This is a genomic window from Methylobacterium sp. Leaf106 (assembly GCF_001422895.1).
GTDB classification, from domain to species: Bacteria; Pseudomonadota; Alphaproteobacteria; order Rhizobiales; family Beijerinckiaceae; genus Methylobacterium; species Methylobacterium bullatum.
On sequence record NZ_LMNB01000036.1, the window covers coordinates 37,041 to 56,989 of the forward strand.

A 19,949-nucleotide genomic window follows, 5' to 3' on the forward strand; every position below is an offset into this window, starting at 1 on the left:
TCCACATCCTCGGAACAGCAATTTCTTTCGATCCCGCAATCCGATAGGGCCGGGCCCTCGTTCGACGGATGAGCCATGGGTGGCGAATCGGAGCCCCATCCGCAGCGTTCAGGTTTCCTTTACGTCAACCCGACAATTGTCTGTGCAATCGAAGCCCGCTCTTTCCGGGCGGCCTTCGACGGCCGGACCGGATCGCTCTTCCGTTCCTCAGCCCTGTATGGCGTTTCGAGAGCGTAAGAGTGCTGGGCGGTTCGGTATGGCGCGTTCGACGAAGGCCGGATTGGCTCCAACGGCGGGCGTACCGCTGCTGCGCCTCCTCGCCGTGTCCGTGGTGGCACTGACCACCGCGAATTGCGCGCAGAACACCCAGAAACTCGCTGGCCCGGCCGGCTCTTCCGGATCGTCCTACGATCCGAAATACGGCGTGAAGGCCAGCCCGCGCCTCTATAACGAGGGCGACACCATCCCCAAGGGAGGCGGCCGCCGCTTCTCGGGAAAGCCCTACGTGGTGGCCGGCCGCACCTACGTGCCCCGCGACGATGCCAGAGGGTATGTCCGCGAGGGCCTGGCCTCCTGGTACGGCAGCGCCTTCCACGGCCGGATGACCGCCAATGGCGAGGTGTTCGACCGCCATTCCATCGCGGCCGCCCACCCGACCCTGCCGCTGCCGAGCTACGTCCGGGTGACCAACCTCGCCAATCGCCACTCGATGATCGTGCGCGTCAACGATCGCGGCCCCTATCACGCCAACCGCCTCATGGACGTGTCGGAGGAGGTGGCCCAGGCCCTGGAATTCCATCGCAGCGGCACCGCCAAGGTGAGGGTGGAGTATGTCGGTAAGGCCTCCACCGCCGGCAGCGACGACCGCAAGCTGATGGCGACCCTGCGCACCGATGGCGCGCCCGCCCGCGTCGGTGGCGGCTCGCCGGTGATGATGGCCGATCTCGGACCCGATGCCGAACCGGAGCGTCTGACGCGCGCGCAGCGTCCCGCCCTGGCCTTCAAGCCTGCGGCCGACGAGGACGACGCCGCTCCCGCGCCGCGTCCCGTCCGGCCCGCGCCGGTCCTGGTGGCGGGCGGCTCCAGCGTCGCCGTGCCGGCGGCCCTGCAGCCCACCGCGTCCCGGTCACACGGGTTCCGGCCGACCATGCCGGATCGCACGGCTCCCGCTCTCCAGGTTCCCGCCATGCAGATGGCCCATGCGGGGCCGAAGGCGAAGGGGGCCGTACCGCCGCCCCCGGCACCGGTGCGCCTCGCCTCGAGCGCCGGCCCCACCCATGCCCCGGCATCGAAGCACGGCGCCGGGACGCCCAAGGACGCGAAGTCGCTTCAGGCCAAAGTGGAGACCTCCGCTCCGAAGACGAAACTCGCCCTGTCGCCGGTCACGGCGGCACCGCAGCGGATGGCCGCCGCTTCGGCCCCCGCACGCGGCACGGTCGTGAAGACGGCGGGCGCCGCGACCCCGGCACGCTCCGCGACGGGCCATGCCGCGGTGGCGAACCTGCGTCCGGTTTCGCCTCCCTCGGGCCCTCTGGGAACGGCCAAGGCCAGCGTCGCCAAGCTGTCCGTGCCCCCCGCCGGCTCCCAGCCCGCCAGCGCCCAGGCCGGGCGCGGCAAGTCGCCCGCCCCGGCGGTCGCCACCGCCACGGCAAAGCCGGCCCAGGCACGCCGCTCACGCATCGCCGAGGTCAACTGACCGGAAAACGGTCGGGATTGGTGCGGGCGGCGGCATCGTCTGGTCCACCGTGTCGCGACCTCATCGGCAAAGTTGCGTTCGATTTCGCGGGCGATCCGCTATACCATCTCGCAGGGGCGAGAACGGACCGGGCTTATCAGCCAAGCCTCGGAGCCGACGGGCATGAGGCGAACGATGCGTGCGACGACGAACCGGACGAATCTGGCCGCCGGCTTTCGGGCCGGACTGGCCGGCTTGAGCCTGTCGGCGATCGGCTGGTTCGCCGCCCTTCCCGCCCTGGCCCAGAGCTTCCAGACATCCGCCCCCCACGCCATCCTGATCGACGCGGATTCGGGCTCCGTGCTGTTCGAAAAGGCGGCCGACGAACCGTTCTCGCCGGCCAGCATGGCCAAGCTGATGACCACGGAGATCGTGTTCAACGAGATCCGGCAGGGCCGGCTCAGCATGGACAGCGAATTCCAGATCACCGAGGACGCTTGGCGCCGGGGCGGTGCCGGGGGAGGCGGCTCCTCGATGTTCGCCCAGCTCAACAGCCGCATCAAGCTGTCCGACCTGCTGCGCGGCCTGATCGTGCAATCGGGCAACGACGCGGCCATCGCCATCGGCGAGGGCATCGCCGGCTCGGAGGAGAATTTCGGTCGGATGATGACCGCGCGGGCTAAGGAAATCGGCCTGACGCGCTCCACCTTCCGCAACGCCACCGGCTATTCCGCGCCGGACCAGAAAGTCACCGCACGCGACCTCGCCAAGCTGGCGATCCACCTGATCGACACCTACCCCGATCTCTACAAGATCTTCGCCGAGCGCGAGTTCACTTGGAACAAGATCAAGCAGCAGAACCGCAACCCGCTCCTGACCCTCGATATCGGCGCCGACGGGCTCAAGACCGGATATCTCGAGGAATCGGGCTACGGCCTCACCGGCTCGGCGGTGCAGAACGGCCAGCGCCTGATCATGGTGGTGAGCGGCCTCAAGACGGCGCGCGACCGCGCCGGCGAATCGCGCAAGCTGGTGGAATGGGGTTTTCGCGCCTTCGAGCCGAGGCAGATCTTCGCCAGCGGCGAGACCGTGGCCGACGCCTCCGTCTTCGGCGGGGCGCAGGGCAGCGTCCCGCTGGTGGCCAAGAAGCCGGTGCGGGTGCTCCTGCCCCGGGGCAATGGCGACCGCATCAGCGCCCGCGTCGTCTATCAGGGGCCGCTGATCGCGCCGGTGGAGCAAGGCAGGGAGGTGGGCCGCCTGCGCATCACCCGTGGCGACACCCAGGCCCTCGACCTACCGGTCTATGCCGGGGAGGACGTGCCGGCCGGCACGATTCCGCAGCGCGCCCTCGACGGGGCCTGGGAGGTCGGGACCGGGCTGTTCCGGCGCGCCTTCGACAAGGTCGGCGCGGGTGACAAGGCCGGCGCGACCGATAAGGCCGGCGCCAAGTCGTGATCGACCGAAGCCGCAAGCGGCTCGGGCAGGGCGGGGCGTTCATCACCTTCGAAGGCGGGGAGGGGGCCGGGAAATCGACCCAGATCGCCCGTCTCGCGGCGCGCCTGCGTGGTGCGTCTTCCGCCCCGGTGGTGACGACACGCGAGCCCGGCGGCTCGGTCAAGGCCGAGGCGATCCGTGAGGCACTGCTGGCCGGAACGGTGAAGCGGCACGGACCCTTCGCCGAGGCGCTGCTGTTCTCCGCCGCCCGCATCGACCATCTCGACACGCTGATCCGCCCGGCCCTCGCCCGCGGCGAGACCGTGCTGTGCGACCGCTTCTCGGATTCGACCCGTGCCTATCAGGGAGCGGCGGGCGGCCTCGACCCCGCCCTGCTCTCGGCCCTGGAGCGGGTCGTCGTCGGAGATATGACGCCCGACCTCACCCTGATCCTCGACCTCGACCCCGCCATCGGCCTCGCCAGGGCGAAGGCCCGTGCCGGGGCAGGGGAGGCGGCCGACCGGTTCGAGGCGGAGGCGCTGGGCTTCCACACCCGCCTGCGGCAGGCGTTCCTCGCCATCGCGGCAATGGAGCCGGAGCGCTGCGTCGTCATCGATGCCGGCCTCCCCCCCGATGCGGTGGAAGAGGCGATCGCGGCCGCCCTCGCCGCCCGCCTGCCCGGCCTTCTCTCCCGCCCGGAGGCTGCCGACGATGCGGCCTGAACGCGCGCCCGAGGACGTCGAGCCCGGCGATCTCGCCGACATCCCCCGCCCGCGCGAGCAGGCCGGTCTCGTCGGCCATGCGGAGGCGGAGGCCGCCTTCATCGAGGGGATCGGTTCCGGCCGCCTGCACCATGCCTGGCTCATCGGCGGCCCGCGCGGCATCGGGAAGGCGACCCTGGCCTATCGGGTGGCGCGCTGGCTGATCGCCAACCCGCGCCCCGGCCACGTCCCGGACACCCTCGCGGTCGATCCCTCGCATCCGGCGGCGCGGCAGGTGGCGGCGTTGTCGCACCCCAACCTCGTGGCCCTGCGCCGGACCCGGCCGCACAATGCCAAGACGCTCGCGACCAAGATCTCGGTCGATGCCGCGCGCCATGCCCTCGACCTGTTCGGCTCGACGGCAGGCAATGACGGCTACCGCATCTGCATCGTCGACAGCGCCGAGGATCTCAACGCCAACAGCGCCAATGCCCTGCTCAAGATGGTGGAGGAGCCGCCGCCCCGCTGCCTGTTCCTGATCGTCAGCCACGCGCCGGGCCGGCTGTTGCCGACGATCCGCTCGCGCTGCCGGGCGCTCAACCTGCGCCCCCTGGGGGAGGGGGAGGTGGCTCGGGTGCTGGAGAGCTTCCCTCCCCCCTTCGTGCGGCCGGACCCGGAAGCCCTGGCCCGCGCCGCCGCACTGTCCGAGGGCTCGGTGGCGCAGGGCTTCGCCATGCTCGATCCGGCGACATCCAACCTCGTCGGCGAAATGGAGACCCTGCTGTCGCGCCTCGACCATCCCGATTGGCGCCGCATACTGGCACTGGCCGAGAAACTCTCCGGCCGGGACGCGGACGAGCATTTCGCCGCGAGCCTCGACACGGTGTTCCGCTTCGTCTCGTCGGAACTCGACCGCCGCCGCCACGAGCCCCCCGCTCGCCTTGCGGCCCTGGTGGAGGTGTGTGACAAGATCGCCCGCGCCGCCCGGGAGGCCGCGACCTACAATCTCGACCGCCGGCCGCTGATCCTCTCGCTGTTCGGCGACCTTGCGGGAGCCGTGCGCGCCGGGACATGAGCAGGCTCGTCCTGTGATCCGATGAACCGCGTATCCGAGGGTATTTCGACGCGATGGCCAACGAGTCAGGGCCCAGCCCATCCATTGCCGAGACGTCCGGTTTCGACGCTAAGACCTTCGGCATCAGCACGGCGATCTCCTATCCCAACGGCGCGCCGCATATCGGCCACGCCTACGAGGTGATCGCCACCGACGCGATCGCGCGGTTCAAGCGCCTCGACGGCTACGACGTGCTGTTCGCCACCGGCACCGACGAGCACGGGCTCAAGATCCAGCAGACCGCCTCCAAGGCCGGGATCAGCCCGAAGGCCCTGGTCGACGACATGGCCGCGCGCTTCAAGGCCATGGCCGAGGCGCTGAACTGCAGCCACGACCGCTTCATCCGCACTACGGAGCCGGACCATTATGCCGCCGCCCAGGAACTCTGGCGGCGCATGGAGGCCAATGGCGACATCTACCTGTCGAAATATGCCGGCTGGTACTCGGTGCGCGACGAGGCCTATTACAACGAGGACGAGACCGAGACCGCCCCCGACGGGACGCGCCGCGCGCGGGAGACCGGCACGGCCGTGACCTGGATGGAGGAGGAGAACTTCCTGTTCCGCCTCTCCGCCTACCAGGATCGCCTGCTCGCCCTCTACGAGGCCCAGCCCGATTTCATCGGCCCCGAGACACGGCGCAACGAGGTGGCGAGCTTCGTCCGTTCCGGCCTCAAGGACCTCTCCGTCAGCCGCACGAATTTCGACTGGGGCGTGCCGGTGCCGGGGCACCCGGACCACGTGATGTACGTCTGGGTCGATGCACTCACCAACTATCTCACGGTGACGGGCTTCCCCGACGAGGCCGACTCCCGCAAAAAATTCTGGCCGATGGACCTGCACGTCATCGGCAAGGACATCGTGCGCTTCCACGCGGTCTACTGGCCGGCTTTCCTGATGTCGGCGGGCCTGCCGCTGCCGAAGCGCGTCTTCGGCCACGGCTTCCTGCTCTCCAAGGGCGAGAAGATGTCTAAGTCCCTCGGCAACGTGGTGGATCCGATGGACCTCATCGCGACCTACGGGGTCGATGCGCTGCGCCAGTTCGTGCTGCGCGAGGTGCCGTTCGGCGGCGACGGCAATTACAGCCACGAGGCCATCATCACCCGCTACACGGCGGACCTGTCGAACGGGCTCGGCAACCTCGCCCAGCGCTCTCTCTCCATGATCGCCAAGAATTGCGGTGGCCTCGTCCCCGAGCACGGCGACTTCACGGAGGACGACCGGGCGCTCCTGGCACTGGCGGACGCCCTGCCGGGCTCCGTGCGCGTGGCGATGGACAAGCTCGCCCTACACACGGCGCTCGCCGACATCTGGGCCGTGGTGACGGCGTCCGACCGCTATTTCGACGCGCAGAAGCCCTGGGTCCTGCGCAAGACCGACCCGGCCCGCATGGCCGCCTCCCTCTACGTGGTGGCCGAGACCCTGCGCGCCATCGGCATCCTGGTGCAGCCCTTCATGCCGGATTCGGGCGCCAAGCTCCTCGACCTCCTGGCCGTGCCCGCCGACAGGCGGCAGCTCGCCGATATCGGGGAGGGGGGCCGGCTGGTGCCGGGCACGGCGCTCCCCGCGCCGAGCGGGCTGTTCCCGCGCTTCGTCGAGCCGGAGGCTCCCGCCGTCTGAGGCGGGGTCCGCAGCGTCACCGAGAATCCCGAGTTTTGTCCATGCTGGTCGACAGCCACTGCCATCTCGACTTCCCGAACTTCGCCGAGGATCTTCCCGGCGTGATCGCCCGCGCCGAGGCGGCGGGCGTGACGGGGATGCTCACGATTTCGACGCGAGTCGCCAAGGCGCGGGTCTACGAGGCCCTGTCCGAGGCTCATCCGCAGATCTGGCACACCGTAGGCACCCATCCGAACGGGGCGGGGGACGAGCCCGACGTGCCAACGGAAGAGATCGTCGCCCTCACCCACCATCCGCGCTGTGTCGGCATCGGCGAGGCGGGGCTCGACTACCATTACGAGGACGCCGCGCCGGAGGCGGTGCAGGAGCGGGTGTTCCGCCGGCATATCGCGGCCTCCCGCGAGACCGGCCTCCCCCTCGTCATCCATGCCCGCGATGCCGACGAGCACATGGAATCGGTGCTCGTCGACGAGATGAAGCGCGGGGCCTTCAAGGCGGTGCTGCACTGCTTCTCCTCGGGCCGACGCCTGGCGGAAGTCGGGGTCGAACTCGGCCTGTTCGTCTCCTTCTCGGGCATCGTCACGTTCCGGCGCTCGCACGACCTGCGCGACATCGCCCTCGCGGTGCCCCGCGACCGCATCCTGGTGGAGACCGACGCGCCGTTCCTGGCGCCCGAGCCGCATCGCGGGCGCAGCAACGAGCCGGCCTATACCGCCGACACCGCCCGCTCCCTGGCCAAGACCCTGGACATGGAGTTCGAGGCCTTCGCGAGCCTGACGACGGCCAATTTCCACCGTCTGTTCGACAAGGCGACCCCATCCGGCGGCCGGGCGGCATGACAGCGGCCCGCGCGCTCCGATACCAACACCGGGAGGTGCGGATGGGTTCTCTGACGCTGACGATCCTCGGCTGCGGCTCGTCCGGCGGCGTTCCCCGCGTGGGCTACGGCTGGGGCGCCTGCGACCCGGCCGATGCCAGGAACCGGCGGCGGCGCTGCTCGATCCTCGTGGAGCGGCGAGGGGAGGCGGGCGCCACCAGCCTCCTCGTGGACACCTCACCCGATCTGCGCGAGCAATTGCTGTCGGCGGGGGTCAGCCGCCTCGACGCGGTGCTGTACACACATGCCCATGCCGACCACACCCACGGCATCGACGACGTGCGACCGCTGGTGATCCACATGCACCGGCGCATCCCGGTCTATGCCGATGCCGAGACGCGCGCCCTGCTGACGATGCGCTTCGGCTATTGCTTCGAGACGCCGCCCGGCAGCGCCTATCCGCCGATCCTCGACATGAACGATCTCGTGGCGGGCGAGCCGGTCTCGATCGGAGGTGAGGGCGGTACGATCGAGGCGGTGGCCTTCGGCATGGAGCACGGCGCCGAATCCGCCCACGGTTTCCGCTTTGGGCCGGCAGCCTATGCGCCCGACGTGAGCCTGATGCCGGAGGCGGCCAAGGCGCGGCTCCACGGCCTCGATCTCCTCATCATCGATGCCCTGCGCGACACCCCTCACCCGACCCATTACTCGGTCTCGGACGCGCTCGCGCTCATCGAAGAGGTGCGCCCGCGCCGCGCGATCCTCACCAACCTCCACACCGATCTCGACTACGCCACCCTCGCGGCCAAGCTGCCGCCGGGCGTGGTGCCGGCCTATGACGGGTTGTCGGTGAGCGTGGACCTCTAGGCTCGCCAGAGCGGAGCGCCGGGGAGGGCGCGCGTCAGTTGCGCAGGGGGTCGGCCGGGATCAGGCCGGCATTGACCAGGATCTGCGCCGTGGCGGCCTTGGCGAGGCGGTCGTAGCCCGCATCAGTCATGTGCAGCCCGTCGGGGCCGATCATTTGCGCCGGGCTCAGGAGGCCGCTGGCAGCCCAGGTCCGCATCAGGGCGTGACGGCGGATCACCGGCACGTCGAGCTCGGCCGCGAGGCTGTGCAGCGCCTCGCCGTAACGCTCGGCACCGTTGGTCGTCGTCAGGCGGCGGCACCATTGCTGGTCCATGAGAATGACGTCGGAGCCGGCGGCGCGCATCGCCGTGATGCCCTGACGGGTCAGTTCGGTGAAACGCTCCACCGTGACGCCGGTCATCGGGTCGTTGCTGCCGGTCTGCCAGATCACGAGGTCGGGCCGCTCGGCCAGCACGTCCCGGTCGAGGCGTCGCGCCATGGCCTCGGCGTCGTCACCCCCCTTGCCGCGGTTGAGGACCGTGACGATGGGGTGCTTGGCGCCGGCGATATCGAGGCGGCCCTGCAGGTCTTCCTGCAATTGGGCGGGGTAGGCGGCGGCCGGGGAGGAGGCGCCCGACCCTTCCGTGGACGAGGAGCCGAAGGCGACGATGCGGATGTCGGATCCCGCCTTCACCAGGGCGGCCACGTGGGAGAGCTTGGCCAGCGCCCTGGCGGGGATCGCCGGCTTGGCCGCGACCGGCTCCGCCCATGCCGGGGCACCGAGGCCCAGAGCCGCGAGGGCCAGGACGAGGAACGGGGCGGCGCAGGGTTTGAGCAGGGTCAGCATCGGATCCGCTTCGAGAACGATCGGGGCGGGCGGTCGCGAAGACCGGTCCCACTCCGCCACGGGTTAGACACGCGGTTTGAGATAGGATTGTGACGATTGCCCCTGAAACTGGCGGATCGCTTAAGGAAGCTGGTGAGCAAGGGGTAAAGCGGCCATCTCTCGGCAACAGTTCATGGAATGGTGAATCCCAGCTTCGTGTCAAGCTGACCTGCAAGCCCCCCTCACCCCGTCCTCCGGGACTTCAAGTTCCATAATATATCTTATGCGAATGACAGATGCGGGTTCGGAACGGGCTTGATCGCCATCCCGGGCAGCCCTCCCCGACGACCGGCTACGAGCCTTCCTAGGATGCCCGCGCCGTATCCGGCGCCCTGCCCTCGCCGGTGGTGAAACGGCCGTAGCGCAGGGCCAGGGTCGGCAGGATCATGAGGTTCAGGACCGTCGAGGTCACGAGGCCGCCGAGGATGACGATGGCCATCGGCCCCTCGATCTCGCGGCCGGGCTCGCCGGCTCCCAGCGCCAGGGGCAGCAGGCCGAGGCCGGTGACGAGGGAGGTCATCAGGATCGGCACGAGGCGGTCGGCGGCCCCTTCCACCGCCGTGTCGCGGTCCCACGGCCGGCCGTCGATGGCGACGAGATGCTCGTAATGCGAGATCATCATGATGGTGTTGCGCAGCGAGATGCCGAACAGCGTCACGAAGCCGACGATGGAGCCGAGCGACAGCACGGCCCCGGTGGCGAAGACCGCCAGTACCCCGCCGACGAAGGCGAAGGGCAGGTTGACCAGGACCAGCATGAGGTTGCGCGCGCTGCCCGTGACCATGGCCAGCAGCAGCACGATGCCGAGGCCCGCCAGTCCGGAGAACAGCAGCAGGTCGCGCTTGGCCCGCGCCTGGGCCTCGGCCGATCCGGCAAAGCTCACATAGACGCCCGTCGGCAACGCCACCTCCTTGGCGATCTTGCGCCGGGCGGCTTCGACGAAGGAGGCGACGTCGCGCCCCGTGACGTTGGCGGTGATGGCTTGGACGCGCTGGGCGCCCTGATGCTGGACCTGGTAGCGCCCCGAGGTCTCGTAGATGTCCGCCACCTGGGCGAGGCGGATGAAGCGGCCGTTCGAGGAGCGCAAGGGGAGGTCGCCTACAGCCGTGAGGCGCCCCCTCGCCCCGGAATCGAGGATGACGAGGACGTTGAAGACCGCGTTGCCCTCGTAGGTCTGGCCGACCACGTCGCCCTGATAGGCGGTGCGCACCACCTCCATCACCTCGACGGCCGAGAGCCCCCAATGGCGCAGGTCGTTGGGCCGGAGACCGACGTTGATCTGCGGCAGCCCCGCCGGGGAGGCCTGCTGGATGTCCGTGGCGCCGCGCACCTCGGCGAGTTCACGGGCGATGTCGCGGGCGGCGGCCTCGATCCGGGCGAGGTCGTTGCCGAAGACGTTGACGACGACGGGTGCGGTGTAGCCCGAGACGGTCTCCTCGATGCGCTCGGTGAGGAAGGTCTTGAGCGAGAAGGCGGCACCGGGAAACCCCGCCATCAGGGTGCGGATATCGGCCTCGGCCCTGCCCTGCCCCGCGCCGTCCAGCCCCTGGTCGAGGTCGATATGGATCTCGCTGTAATGGGTGCCGGCGGTGTCCTGGCCGGCCTCGGCGCGGCCGATCTGCGAGGCCACGGCGCGGATGCCGGGGATCTTGCGCAGTTCGGTGGTGATGCGGACGCCGAGGCGCATGGATTCCCCGAGCGACGTGCCGGGCGCCGCCGCCATGTGCAGGATCAGGTGGCCCTCCTTCAGGTCGGGCAGGAAGGTGCTGCCGAAGAACGGCGTCGCGGCGGCGCCCGCCAGGGTCACGAGGATGCCGGAGGCGATGACGATGCGCGGTGCGCGGTTGATCCGCTGGAGGAGGCGGGTGTAGCCGCCGCGCGACCAACGCATCACCGGCGGGTCGCGCATGTCCGTCTCGCGTCGCCCGGTGAGGAGCATCATCGACAGGGAGGGGGTGACGGTGAGCGCCACGGCGAGCGAGGCCACCACGGCGAGGATGTAGGCGAGGGCGAGGGGGGCGAACAGCTTGCCGGCGATGCCGGACAGGACCAGCACCGGCAGGAACACCAGCAGCACGGCGAAGGTGGCGTAGGCGACCGCGGTACGGACTTCGAGAATGGCGTCGATGACCACCCTCCCCTCCGGGACGGGCGAAGCGAGGCGCCGGTTCTCGCGCAGGCGCCGCACCACGTTCTCGACGCCGATCACCGCATCGTCCACCACCTCGCCGATGGCGATGGCGAGGCCGCCCAGCGTCATGGTGTTGAGGCTCTCGCCCATGGCCTGGAGCGCCACCACGGCGGCGATGAGCGAGAGCGGGATCGCCACCGACGAGATCACGCAGGTGCGCCAATCGTACAGGAAGGCGAACAGCACGACGACGACGAGGATGCCGCCGAGCCCGAGCGCCTGGAGCACGTTGGCATTGGCGATGGTGATGAAGTTCGCCGGCCGGAACAGATCCGGCCGCAAAGCCACGCCTTCCCGGTCGAGGGCCGGGCGCAGGTCTTCGAGAGCCGCCTCCACGCGGGCGGTGACCTCGCGGGTATTGGCGCCGTATTGCGCGCCGACCATGAGAAGCACGCCGCGCCTGCCGTCCACCAGGGCGGCGCTGATCGGTGGCTCGCCGGCGGCGACCACGGTGGCGACGTCGCCGAGGGTCACGCTGGCGCCGCCCTCGTTGATGAGGACCGTGCGGGCCAGTTCCTCCGGGGTGAGCGACTGCCCCTCGGTCTGGAGGGTGACGCGCTGGTTGATCGTGTCGACGAAGCCCGCCCCGCGCACGCCGGTGGCCTTGCGGGCGGCGGCGAGCACGTCGTTCATGCCGATATTGTAGCGGATGAGGTCAGCCGGGCGGATCTGGACCTGGAGCGAGCGCACGGCGCCGCCATAGACCGAGACCTGGGCGACGCCCGGCACCGCCAGGAGCCGGAGGCGCACGGTCCAGTCGGCGACGGTGCGCAGGTCGAGGTCGGAGCGCCGATCCGAGGTCAGGCCGACGAGGAGCACGGTGCTGGTGGCCGAGGTCAGCGCCGTCATCGCAGGCGGCAGCACGCCCTGGGGCAGGCGACCGGTCAGCGCCGTCAGGCGCTCGGTGACGAGCTGACGGACGCGGTAGACGTCGCTGCCGGTGCCGAAGGTGACGGTGATGACCGACAGGCCCTGGATCGAGCTCGAGCGCAGGGATTCGATCCCCGGCAAGCCGTTCACCGCCACCTCGATCGGCTGGGTGACCAGCACCTCCACCTGTTCGGGGTTGAGGCCCGGCGCTTCGGTCTGGACCACCACGGAAGGCGGCGCGAATTCTGGGAACACGTCGTATTTCGCGTCCCCGAGCACGTAGACGCCGTAGCCGGCGAGCGCGAGGCTGAGCGCCAGGACGATGCCGCGAAAGCGCACCGCGAAGGCGACGAGCGCCGCCTGGGGGCCGCTCGGGAAAGCGTTCGGAACGTCGCTCACGTCAATCGTCGTCCACGCCGCCGGAGACGGAGAGCAGGCTCTTCATCTCCTCGGACAAGAGCGCCTGCGCGCCCGTCAGCACGATCTCGGTGTCACCGGGCAGGTCCTCCACCACATAGGCATCGGCCGACATGGGCGGGTCGGCCTTGAGAGCGTGGCGCGCGAAGGCGTCGGGCGCCACCGCGCGATAGATCCAGGTTCCGCCCTGCCAATGCACCACCGCGTCCTCGGGCACGCTGAGGCCGGTGACGGTCCGATCCGAGGCGAGGAAGGCGAGCATGCTCATGCCGGGCAGGAAGCCGCTGTCACCCGGCACGGTGTAGAAGTAGCTGAGGCCCTGGATGCGCTGGTCGGTCCGGGTGGCCGGCGAGACGTAGCGCAGCGCGATCCGCGCGCTCTGCGGCGGCACCTCGGCGAAGGCGGCGGCGGGTTGGCCCTTGATGCTCTCGCCCGGCGGCAGGGTCACCTGGACCAGGAAGTCGACGCGCTCGATCAGCCGGGTGATGGCCGGCGAGCGCTCGACGATGGCCCGGCCGATCACCGGCCCCCATTCCTGCTGCGCGGTGGCGGCGAGGGTACGGACCTGCGATTCCGCCGCCGCCAGAGCGGCCTGGTCGGTCTGGAACGTGCCCTCGGTGGTCTCGACCTGGACGGTGGTGGCGTAGGGGCCGAGATTCTTGGCGCGCTGGAAGGCGTTGCGCGAGACCTCGACCCGGGCCTGGGCGGTCTGGAGCTGCGCCCTGGCGCTGGCGTAGGAATTGGTCAGGTCGGTGACCCTGGCGACGTCGAGGACGCTGCCATAGGCCTGGAGTTCCTCGCGGTGGGGGGCGGAAGGCCGCACCTGCGTGGCGATGCCGAGGCGCTCGCGCTCCGCCGGCTTGAGCCGCACCACGGTGCGCCCGTCCTCGATGGCGGTGCGCTGGGCCGGAAGATGGCGCGGGGCAGGGGGACCGGGGGCGACCCGCTCGCGCAGTTCGGCGATGAGGGCCGTGCCGGCTTCGCTCACCGCGAAGGCGGCGATTCCACCCACGATTCCCGCGAAGAGGAGACCACGCACCCACGACACCAGAACCGCCCTCCCCGGCCTCGCGATCGATACGCCGCGTCGTTCCTCGTGAACGGATACAGCGTCGCCCCGCAACCCGATACGGGCGATGCCGGATTTTCCCGTCTTGCCTCCCGTCTTGCCTCTCGCCCTGCCCCGCACCGTTGCGCCGGCCTGCGCGCGGTTTCGCGATTCCCGCGGTCGTGAGATGGTGGAGGCGGCCGGAGAGCGTCGTGACCCACATCATCCCGCTGCCCTACAGGCCGCCCTACGACTGGCCCGCGATCCTGGCCTATCTCGGCGGCCGGGCCATTCCGGGTGTCGAGGTGGTGACGGCGGACGCCTATGCCCGGACCGTCTACCTCGGCGGTCGCCCCGGCACGATCTCCGTCATGCGGGGCGGGGACGATACCCTCGTCGCGACGGTGGATCATCCCGATCCGGCGATTCTGCCGGACGTCCTGGCGCGGCTGAGGCCGATGTTCGATTGCGATGCCGACCCGGCCCTCATCGCGGCTGCGCTCTCGCGCCACCCCGACCTCGCACCCCTCGTGGCCGAACGGCCGGGCCTGCGGGTTCCGGGCGCCTGGGACGGGTTCGAGATCGCGGTACGTGCCATTCTCGGACAGCAGGTCTCGGTCAATGCGGCGACCCGTCTCGCCGGCCGTCTGGTTTCCGCCTTCGGTGACGCGATGGCGCCGGACTACGCCGGGACGGGGCTGACCCACCTGTTCCCGACGCCGGATCGCCTGCTCGATGCGGACGTGGCCGCGACGCTGGGCATGCCCGGCGCACGCGGCAGGGCGATCGGTGCCCTCGCGGCGGAGGCCCATGCGAAGCCCGACCTGTTCGCACGGGGACGCGGCCTCGATCCGGCGGTGGCCGCCCTGAGGGGGTTGAGCGGGATCGGCGAGTGGACGGCGCAGTACATTGCCCTGCGGGCTTTGCGCGAACCGGATGCGCTGCCGGCGAGCGACCTCGCCCTGCTCCGGTCCCTCGATACCGGGGCGGGGCGTCCGACACCGGCGCAATTGCTCGTCCGGGCCGAAGCCTGGCGGCCCTGGCGGGCCTATGCCGCCGTGCATCTCTGGACGAGCGACGCCGCGCGGATCGCCGCCGCACTGCCTGTCCCCGAACCCGCCGCCAAGCGCCGCCCTGCCCGGCCCGTCTCCGGGTAGGATCCGCGATGTCAGCCCTGCTTCCGGCGCGCTTGCTTCGCCCGTCATGGGCGGGACAGAAGGGGACGGCGGTACCGCCAGCGAAGAACCATCTCCGAGCAAAGCCGCCGAAGGGATCATGACCTCTCCGTCCGCCTCCCCCGGCCCGGCCGTCGAGACCCGCGCGGTCGCCGCCGCCTACCCGCTCCTCCTGTTCACGACCCTGCTGTGGGGCGGCAACGTGGTCGCGGGCAAGTGGGCCGTGGGCGAGGTCTCGCCCCAGGTGCTCACCTGCCTGCGCTGGGCCTTCGCCTGCCTCGCGCTGGCCTGGCCGGCCTGGCGCGGGATCGTGTCCGAGCGCCACCTGATCGCGCGCCACTGGCGCTACGTCCTGCTGATGGGGGCCTGCGGCTACACCGCCTATGCGAGCCTGTTCTACGCCGCCGGCATCTACACCACCGGCGTGAACGTCGCCCTGTTCCAGGGGGCGATCCCGGTCCTCGTCATCCTGCTGAACTACGTCGTGCATCGCGTCGCCGTCACCGGGGCGCAGATCCTCGGCGTCGTCATCACCCTCGGCGGCGCGGGCGTGGCGGCGACCCACGGCGACTGGCACATCTTGTCGACGCTGTCCTTCAACATCGGCGACATGCTGATGCTCGGCGCCTGCCTGCTCTATGCCGGCTACACCGTCGCCCTCGCCGACCGGCCCAAGATGTCCGGCCTGACCTTCTTCTCGGCGATGGCGCTGGCCGCTCTCGTGACCTCCCTGCCCGCCCTCGTCCTCGAACAGGCCGCCGGAACCCTGATCTGGCCGACACCGAAGGGGTGGGCCATCGTCGCCTTCGTGGCCCTCGGCCCGTCCCTCATCGCCCAGCTCTCGTTCATGCGGGGCGTCGAACTGATCGGCCCGAACCGGGCGGGAGTGTTCGTGAACCTCGTGCCGATCTTCGGCTCGGGCCTCGCTATCCTCGTCGTTGGCGAAGCGTTCCAATGGTACCAGGCCGCGGCCTTGGCCCTCGTGCTCGGCGGCATCGTCATCGCCGAGCGCTTCGGCCGCCGCGAACGCCCGGGCGGCGGGTGAGGCGAGACGTCCGGTTCAGCCGGCGGCCGCGCGCTCGAGCGCGGCGATGTCGAGCTTGATCATGCCCTGCATGGCGGAGAAGACGCGGCGCGCCACGGCCGGATCGGGATCGGCCAGCAGCCGGGGGAGGATCGTCGGCACGATCTGCCAGGGCACACCCCACCTGTCCCGAAGCCAGCCGCACATGATCTCGGCCCCGCCATCCGCCGTGAGCGCCGTCCATAACCGGTCGACCTCGTCCTGGTCGGCGCAGGCCACGGAGATCGAAGCCGCCGTGCCGTAATCGGCCGTGGTGCCTCCGTTCAGGGCCTGAAAGCTCTGTCCGCCGAGGGTGAAGGCCACCAGCAGCGCATCGCCCGCCTCCCCGCCCGGCCAGGGTCCGGGCGAGCGCTGGACATGGTCGATCCGCGAATCGGGGACGAGGGAGACGTAGAGGCCGACCGCCGCCTCGATGTCCTTACCGAACCACAGGCAGGTGCTGACCTTGGGCATCGTCGACTCCTCTCGCGAGGTTGAGCTCGCGCGAGACTATCGAATGTCCGGCCTCGAGCCCATCAGATGATGAGCCCCCGCCGCAGGGCGATGGCGACGGCCTGGGTCCGGTTGGCGGTGCCGAGCTTGGCGCGGGCGGAGCGCAGATGGAAATCGACGCCATGGGCGGAGATCCCCATGACCTCGCCGATCTCCCAGTCGGTCTTGCCTTCGGCCGCCCATTGCAGGGCCTCGCGCTCGCGCGGGGCGAGGCGCGCGGAGGCCGCCGGGTTCTGGCCGTTCAACAGCAGCAGGTGGCCGAACGCGTAGGTGGCGGCCAGCTGGAGCATGCCGCGATCCGCCGGATCGATGGCGAGACGCTCGCCCGAAACACTGAATCCGGCGGTCTCGCCGTCGAGGGTCATCAACGGAATGGTCAGGCCGTCGCGCAGGCCGAAATCCGTCGCCTCGTCCATCACCCTGCGCGCCAAGGGATCGTCGGCATGCTCATCGGTGGCGTCGCTCCAGGCGAAGGGCGCGGTGGAGTGGCCGAGGCGCTGCACCGTGGGGTCGTGGAAGGCATAGCCGCGCGTCAGGTAGCGCCGGCCCCATTCCATCGGGAAAGTGTTGAGAAGGACGTGGCCGCGCTGCTGTCGGACGGGCGCGCCACGGGCCGGCACGGTGGCCGCCATGATGTGGGCGACGCCGAGATCCGCCAGTTCCGCCATCAGAAGCCGGGCGACGTCCTCGCCGCTGGCCGTCCGGTCGAGGGAGCGGAGGAATCCGAGGGTCTGGTCGAGGGATTTGCGCGTCACACGCGTACTGCCAGGAGAGTCCGATCACGTCTTTCATGATCGAAGGACATGTGAGCGAGCTAACTCTAGATTGTCAACGCATTCCCTCGGGTAGGATCGATTTTGCACGAACGAGTATCCGAGGGAGCATCAGCCGAACAGGTCGACGGTCCTGAAGCCGGCCGCCTCCAGTCGCTCGGCCAGGACGCGGCGATGGCACCGTTCCGGATCGCGCTCGAAGCAGAGGAGACAGGTGGGCGCCCGCGCGGCGAGCTCGCACAGGGCATCGAGGGCGAGGCCGCCATCGGCGGTATCGAGGACCTCCTCGCAGTAGATCCGGCGCATCAGCGCGGCATCATGGGCCCGGGCGGCTTCCCGCCCGGCCTTGGGCGTGCCGAGGTCCCGCGCATGCGCGTAGGTGAGACCCGCCTCCTCCAGGCTCGTCTTCAGGGCGTTCTTCGAAAAACCTCGCTTGCGCGAATTCGCCACCGCGCGAACGTCGGCCAGGGTCGCGACGCCGGCATCCTTCAGGGTCGCCACGAAACGCTCGGAATCGAGCCCTTCGTAACCGATGGTGAACAAAACCTTCTGCAGTCTCTCCTCCCCTCGAAACGCCAGACCGACTCGTGACTTAGCCTCGGGCGCCGGCCTGCGGCCTAAGCGCCGGAATGCACCCTATGTGGCTCGCAGGCAACGACTTCCGGAATTCCGCCGCATTGCCGTCAAAGCTCTGTTAACCGCGCAGGGGCCATCCCTTAGCGATGAGTGTAGCGCGTGAGAACGGTGGGCCGGGCATCGATGTCGCTTAAGAACGGGATCGCCCCGACAATCATGGCCGGGATGCCACGCGGCGTCGCCATGCGCTGGGCCAAACGCTCTCTGACCGCCGCCCTGCTCGCGACTCTCGCGGCCTGCGCCGGAAACCACAGCGACTTCTACCCCACCAAGGGCGACGTGAAGCCCCATCCGGGGGTGGCGCGCGCCAAGCAGCACCCGATCCAGGGCATCGACATCTCGAAATGGCAGGGGCCGATCGATTGGGCCTCGGTGCGCGGTGCCGGCACGCAGTTCGCCTTCATCAAGGCGACGGAGGGCGGCGACCACGTGGACGAGCGGTTCCGCGCCAATTGGGACGGCGCCGCCAAGGCGGGCGTGCCCCGTGGGGCCTACCATTTCGTGTTCTGGTGCCGCTCGGCCCAGGACCAGATGGAGTGGTTCAAGAAGAACGTCCCCAACGATCCGACCGCCCTGCCCCCCGTCCTCGACGTGGAGTGGAACGGCCATTCGCAGCTCTGCCCCAAGAAGCTGCCGAAAGCCCAGGCGCTGGCGATGATGCGCTACATGCTCGACGAGATGGAGCGCTACACCGGCAAGCGTCCGATCATCTATACCGACATCACCTTCCATAAGGACGTGCTCGAGGACGAGCTGCCCGACTACCCGCACTGGGTCCGCTCCACGGCGGCCGAGCCCGAGCAGCGCTACGCCAAGCGCAAGTGGATGCTGTGGCAGTTCACCTCCACGGGCCGGGTTCCGGGCGTGCGCGGCGACGTCGACCGCAACGCGTTCTACGGCTCCACCGCGGAATGGGCCTCCTTCCTGGCTACGGATTGCGATCCGCGCGAACACAACCGACTCGCCGGGCAGGGTCTCTGCAACGGGAAGTAGGCGAAGAACCGAAACGTCGGGGGACGTGTCACCGAGCGCCGCTAGAGCTGCGCCCGACCACGTTGGGTCGGGGCACATCCCTAGGCCTTTGTTGTGCCGCGCTCTTTTTCGCCGAACCGGCATCCACTTCGGCGGAGAGCGCTCTAGGGAGCGGCGCTCATCACGCTGGTGAGGACGGTGCCGTAATGGCAGGCCGTGGCGGCGAGGACGAAGGCGTGCCAGATCGCGTTCTGGTACGGCAGGCTGCGCCAGACATGGAAGATGACCCCGGCCGAGTAGAGCACGCCGCCGATCGCCAGAAGCCAGAGGGCCTCGGGGTTCAGTGCGCCGATCACCGATTCGTAGGTGGCGACGCCGCTCCATCCGAGGAGCAGGTAGAGCCCGATGGCGGCCCGGTCGAAACGGCCGGGCAGGAGCAGCTTCAGGGCGATGCCGATCGCCGCCAGCACCCAGATGAAGGCCAGAAGCATCCAGGCCGTCGAGCCGCGCCCGACCAGGGCGACCAGAGGCGTGTAGGTGCCGGCGATCATGAGGTAGATGAGGGCGTGGTCGGCCCGGCGCAGGATCCACTTGCGGCGCCCCACGGGCCACATGTTGTAGGTGGCCGAGACACCGAGCATCGACACCAGGGCGGCGGCATAGACCGCGACGGCCGCCCGCTCGGTCCAATCCAGCGGGGCCATCGCCGCCAGGATGACGATGGCAATGGAGCCTGCCACACCGAACGCGATGCCGGCGATATGCACGGCGGCATCCGCCATCAGCTCCCGGCGGGTATAGTTCCAGGTCAGTCCGATGGGTCTACCGTCCTCAGCCAGGAACATCGCTGACTCCGAACTTTCCTAACCCAAGCTTAAGCACCGAAGGCCTGGACTCGTTCCCTGATCGAACTGCGTAGGCGGCGAGCATCGTGAACCGCCGCCTACCTGATTGCCGCATATTGTCCCGGCGAGAGGAGTCCTAGAAGGAGAAGGTCGTGAAGCGGCTTGCGAGGACGACGGCCCAGGCGGCGCCGAGAAGTCCCGTGAGACCGACGACGACCTTCCGGGTCCGCGCATGGCGCGTCCCGTCCGTGTCGGCGCCCTCGCGTGCCGTCTGGTCGCGCTCAACGAGTACCTGCTCTTCCGACACGAGGCGTTGGTCGTGCATGCTGGACGGCCTTTCGGTTGTGGCGTGAC

The 19,949-nt window shown here is 69.7% G+C and carries 18 protein-coding genes; 10 read left to right on the top strand and 8 right to left on the bottom strand.

Annotated elements, in window-relative coordinates:
* Positions 1-256 precede the first annotated feature (256 nt).
* From ASF34_RS21005 to ASF34_RS21035, 7 genes are all read left to right on the top strand, one after another.
* Positions 257-1,696 carry a septal ring lytic transglycosylase RlpA family protein gene (locus ASF34_RS21005; RefSeq protein ID WP_056164296.1) on the top strand — a complete coding sequence of 480 codons (1,440 nt, stop codon included), beginning with the start codon at positions 257-259 and terminating at the stop codon, positions 1,694-1,696.
* 174 nt (positions 1,697-1,870) lie between these two features.
* Positions 1,871-3,130, top strand: coding sequence for a D-alanyl-D-alanine carboxypeptidase family protein (locus ASF34_RS21010; protein WP_018043553.1), 1,260 nt, complete (start codon positions 1,871-1,873; stop codon positions 3,128-3,130).
* Positions 3,127-3,831: a dTMP kinase gene (gene tmk / locus ASF34_RS21015; protein ID WP_056164299.1), complete on the top strand. Its 705-nt coding sequence runs from the start codon at positions 3,127-3,129 to the stop codon at positions 3,829-3,831. Before ASF34_RS21010 ends, tmk begins: the two co-directional genes overlap by 4 nt.
* Positions 3,821-4,885, top strand: a complete 1,065-nt coding sequence (locus ASF34_RS21020) for a DNA polymerase III subunit delta' (RefSeq protein WP_056164302.1) — start codon at positions 3,821-3,823, stop codon at positions 4,883-4,885. The genes tmk and ASF34_RS21020 overlap by 11 nt, the downstream gene beginning before the upstream one ends.
* A 53-nt stretch (positions 4,886-4,938) precedes the next feature.
* Complete coding sequence (gene metG / locus ASF34_RS21025) at positions 4,939-6,543, top strand: methionine--tRNA ligase (RefSeq protein WP_056164305.1); 1,605 nt, start codon at positions 4,939-4,941, stop codon at positions 6,541-6,543.
* A 41-nt stretch (positions 6,544-6,584) separates the two neighbouring features.
* Complete coding sequence (locus ASF34_RS21030) at positions 6,585-7,382, top strand: TatD family hydrolase (protein WP_056164308.1); 798 nt, start codon at positions 6,585-6,587, stop codon at positions 7,380-7,382.
* Positions 7,383-7,423: 41 nt separating this feature from the next.
* Positions 7,424-8,227 carry an MBL fold metallo-hydrolase gene (locus ASF34_RS21035; RefSeq protein WP_018043558.1) on the top strand — a complete coding sequence of 268 codons (804 nt, stop codon included), beginning with the start codon at positions 7,424-7,426 and terminating at the stop codon, positions 8,225-8,227.
* A gap of 34 nt (positions 8,228-8,261) precedes the next feature.
* On the opposite strand, the gene ASF34_RS21040 is transcribed toward ASF34_RS21035, so the two are convergent.
* The 3 genes from ASF34_RS21040 to ASF34_RS21050 form a co-directional block, all read right to left on the bottom strand.
* A complete protein-coding gene (locus ASF34_RS21040; protein WP_018043559.1) occupies positions 8,262-9,053 on the bottom strand; it encodes an SGNH/GDSL hydrolase family protein in 792 nt (263 codons plus the stop codon).
* 343 nt (positions 9,054-9,396) lie between these two features.
* Positions 9,397-12,552 carry an efflux RND transporter permease subunit gene (locus ASF34_RS21045; protein ID WP_056164311.1) on the bottom strand — a complete coding sequence of 1,052 codons (3,156 nt, stop codon included), beginning with the start codon at positions 12,550-12,552 and terminating at the stop codon, positions 9,397-9,399.
* 1 nt (position 12,553) lies between these two features.
* On the bottom strand, positions 12,554-13,609 hold the full coding sequence (locus tag ASF34_RS21050; RefSeq protein WP_018043561.1) for an efflux RND transporter periplasmic adaptor subunit: 1,056 nt from the start codon (positions 13,607-13,609) through the stop codon (positions 12,554-12,556).
* 221 nt (positions 13,610-13,830) lie between these two features.
* On the opposite strand from ASF34_RS21050, the gene ASF34_RS21055 reads away from it, so the two are divergent.
* Positions 13,831-14,775, top strand: a complete 945-nt coding sequence (locus tag ASF34_RS21055; protein ID WP_018043562.1) for a DNA-3-methyladenine glycosylase family protein — start codon at positions 13,831-13,833, stop codon at positions 14,773-14,775.
* 118 nt (positions 14,776-14,893) lie between these two features.
* The gene (locus ASF34_RS21060) at positions 14,894-15,838 is read left to right on the top strand and encodes a DMT family transporter (protein WP_056164314.1); all 945 of its coding nucleotides are present in this window, start codon (positions 14,894-14,896) and stop codon (positions 15,836-15,838) included.
* Between the two features lie 15 nt (positions 15,839-15,853).
* Here ASF34_RS21060 and ASF34_RS21065 read toward each other — a convergent pair whose 3' ends face one another.
* The 3 genes from ASF34_RS21065 to ASF34_RS21075 all read right to left on the bottom strand — a co-directional run bounded on the left by ASF34_RS21065 (position 15,854) and on the right by ASF34_RS21075 (position 17,697).
* Positions 15,854-16,330, bottom strand: a complete 477-nt coding sequence (locus ASF34_RS21065) for a VOC family protein (protein ID WP_018043564.1) — start codon at positions 16,328-16,330, stop codon at positions 15,854-15,856.
* A 62-nt stretch (positions 16,331-16,392) separates the two neighbouring features.
* Positions 16,393-17,124 (bottom strand): LuxR family transcriptional regulator, encoded by a 732-nt coding sequence (locus ASF34_RS21070; protein WP_056164316.1) that lies wholly within the window; start codon positions 17,122-17,124, stop codon positions 16,393-16,395.
* Between the two features lie 129 nt (positions 17,125-17,253).
* Positions 17,254-17,697, bottom strand: a complete 444-nt coding sequence (locus tag ASF34_RS21075; RefSeq protein WP_056164319.1) for a DUF488 domain-containing protein — start codon at positions 17,695-17,697, stop codon at positions 17,254-17,256.
* Positions 17,698-17,943: 246 nt separating this feature from the next.
* On the opposite strand from ASF34_RS21075, the gene ASF34_RS21080 reads away from it, so the two are divergent.
* A complete protein-coding gene (locus ASF34_RS21080; RefSeq protein ID WP_443136556.1) occupies positions 17,944-18,771 on the top strand; it encodes a glycoside hydrolase family 25 protein in 828 nt (275 codons plus the stop codon).
* Between the two features lie 143 nt (positions 18,772-18,914).
* Here the strand turns inward: ASF34_RS21080 and trhA are convergent, their stop codons facing one another.
* Positions 18,915-19,595, bottom strand: a complete 681-nt coding sequence (gene trhA / locus ASF34_RS21085) for a PAQR family membrane homeostasis protein TrhA (RefSeq protein WP_018043568.1) — start codon at positions 19,593-19,595, stop codon at positions 18,915-18,917.
* A gap of 136 nt (positions 19,596-19,731) precedes the next feature.
* Positions 19,732-19,920, bottom strand: a complete 189-nt coding sequence (locus tag ASF34_RS21090) for a hypothetical protein (RefSeq protein WP_018043569.1) — start codon at positions 19,918-19,920, stop codon at positions 19,732-19,734.
* Positions 19,921-19,949: the final 29 nt, after the last annotated feature.

Coding starts and splice junctions, on each gene's coding strand:
- ASF34_RS21005 (WP_056164296.1), top strand. CDS start 257: ATGGCGCGTTCGACGAAGGCCGGATTGGCTCCAACGGCGGGCGTACCG.
- ASF34_RS21010 (WP_018043553.1), top strand. CDS start 1,871: ATGCGTGCGACGACGAACCGGACGAATCTGGCCGCCGGCTTTCGGGCC.
- ASF34_RS21020 (WP_056164302.1), top strand. CDS start 3,821: ATGCGGCCTGAACGCGCGCCCGAGGACGTCGAGCCCGGCGATCTCGCC.
- metG (WP_056164305.1), top strand. CDS start 4,939: ATGGCCAACGAGTCAGGGCCCAGCCCATCCATTGCCGAGACGTCCGGT.
- ASF34_RS21030 (WP_056164308.1), top strand. CDS start 6,585: ATGCTGGTCGACAGCCACTGCCATCTCGACTTCCCGAACTTCGCCGAG.
- ASF34_RS21035 (WP_018043558.1), top strand. CDS start 7,424: ATGGGTTCTCTGACGCTGACGATCCTCGGCTGCGGCTCGTCCGGCGGC.
- ASF34_RS21040 (WP_018043559.1), bottom strand. CDS start 9,053: ATGCTGACCCTGCTCAAACCCTGCGCCGCCCCGTTCCTCGTCCTGGCC.
- ASF34_RS21060 (WP_056164314.1), top strand. CDS start 14,894: ATGACCTCTCCGTCCGCCTCCCCCGGCCCGGCCGTCGAGACCCGCGCG.
- ASF34_RS21065 (WP_018043564.1), bottom strand. CDS start 16,330: ATGCCCAAGGTCAGCACCTGCCTGTGGTTCGGTAAGGACATCGAGGCG.
- ASF34_RS21080 (WP_443136556.1), top strand. CDS start 17,944: ATGCCACGCGGCGTCGCCATGCGCTGGGCCAAACGCTCTCTGACCGCC.
- trhA (WP_018043568.1), bottom strand. CDS start 19,595: ATGTTCCTGGCTGAGGACGGTAGACCCATCGGACTGACCTGGAACTAT.
- ASF34_RS21090 (WP_018043569.1), bottom strand. CDS start 19,920: ATGCACGACCAACGCCTCGTGTCGGAAGAGCAGGTACTCGTTGAGCGC.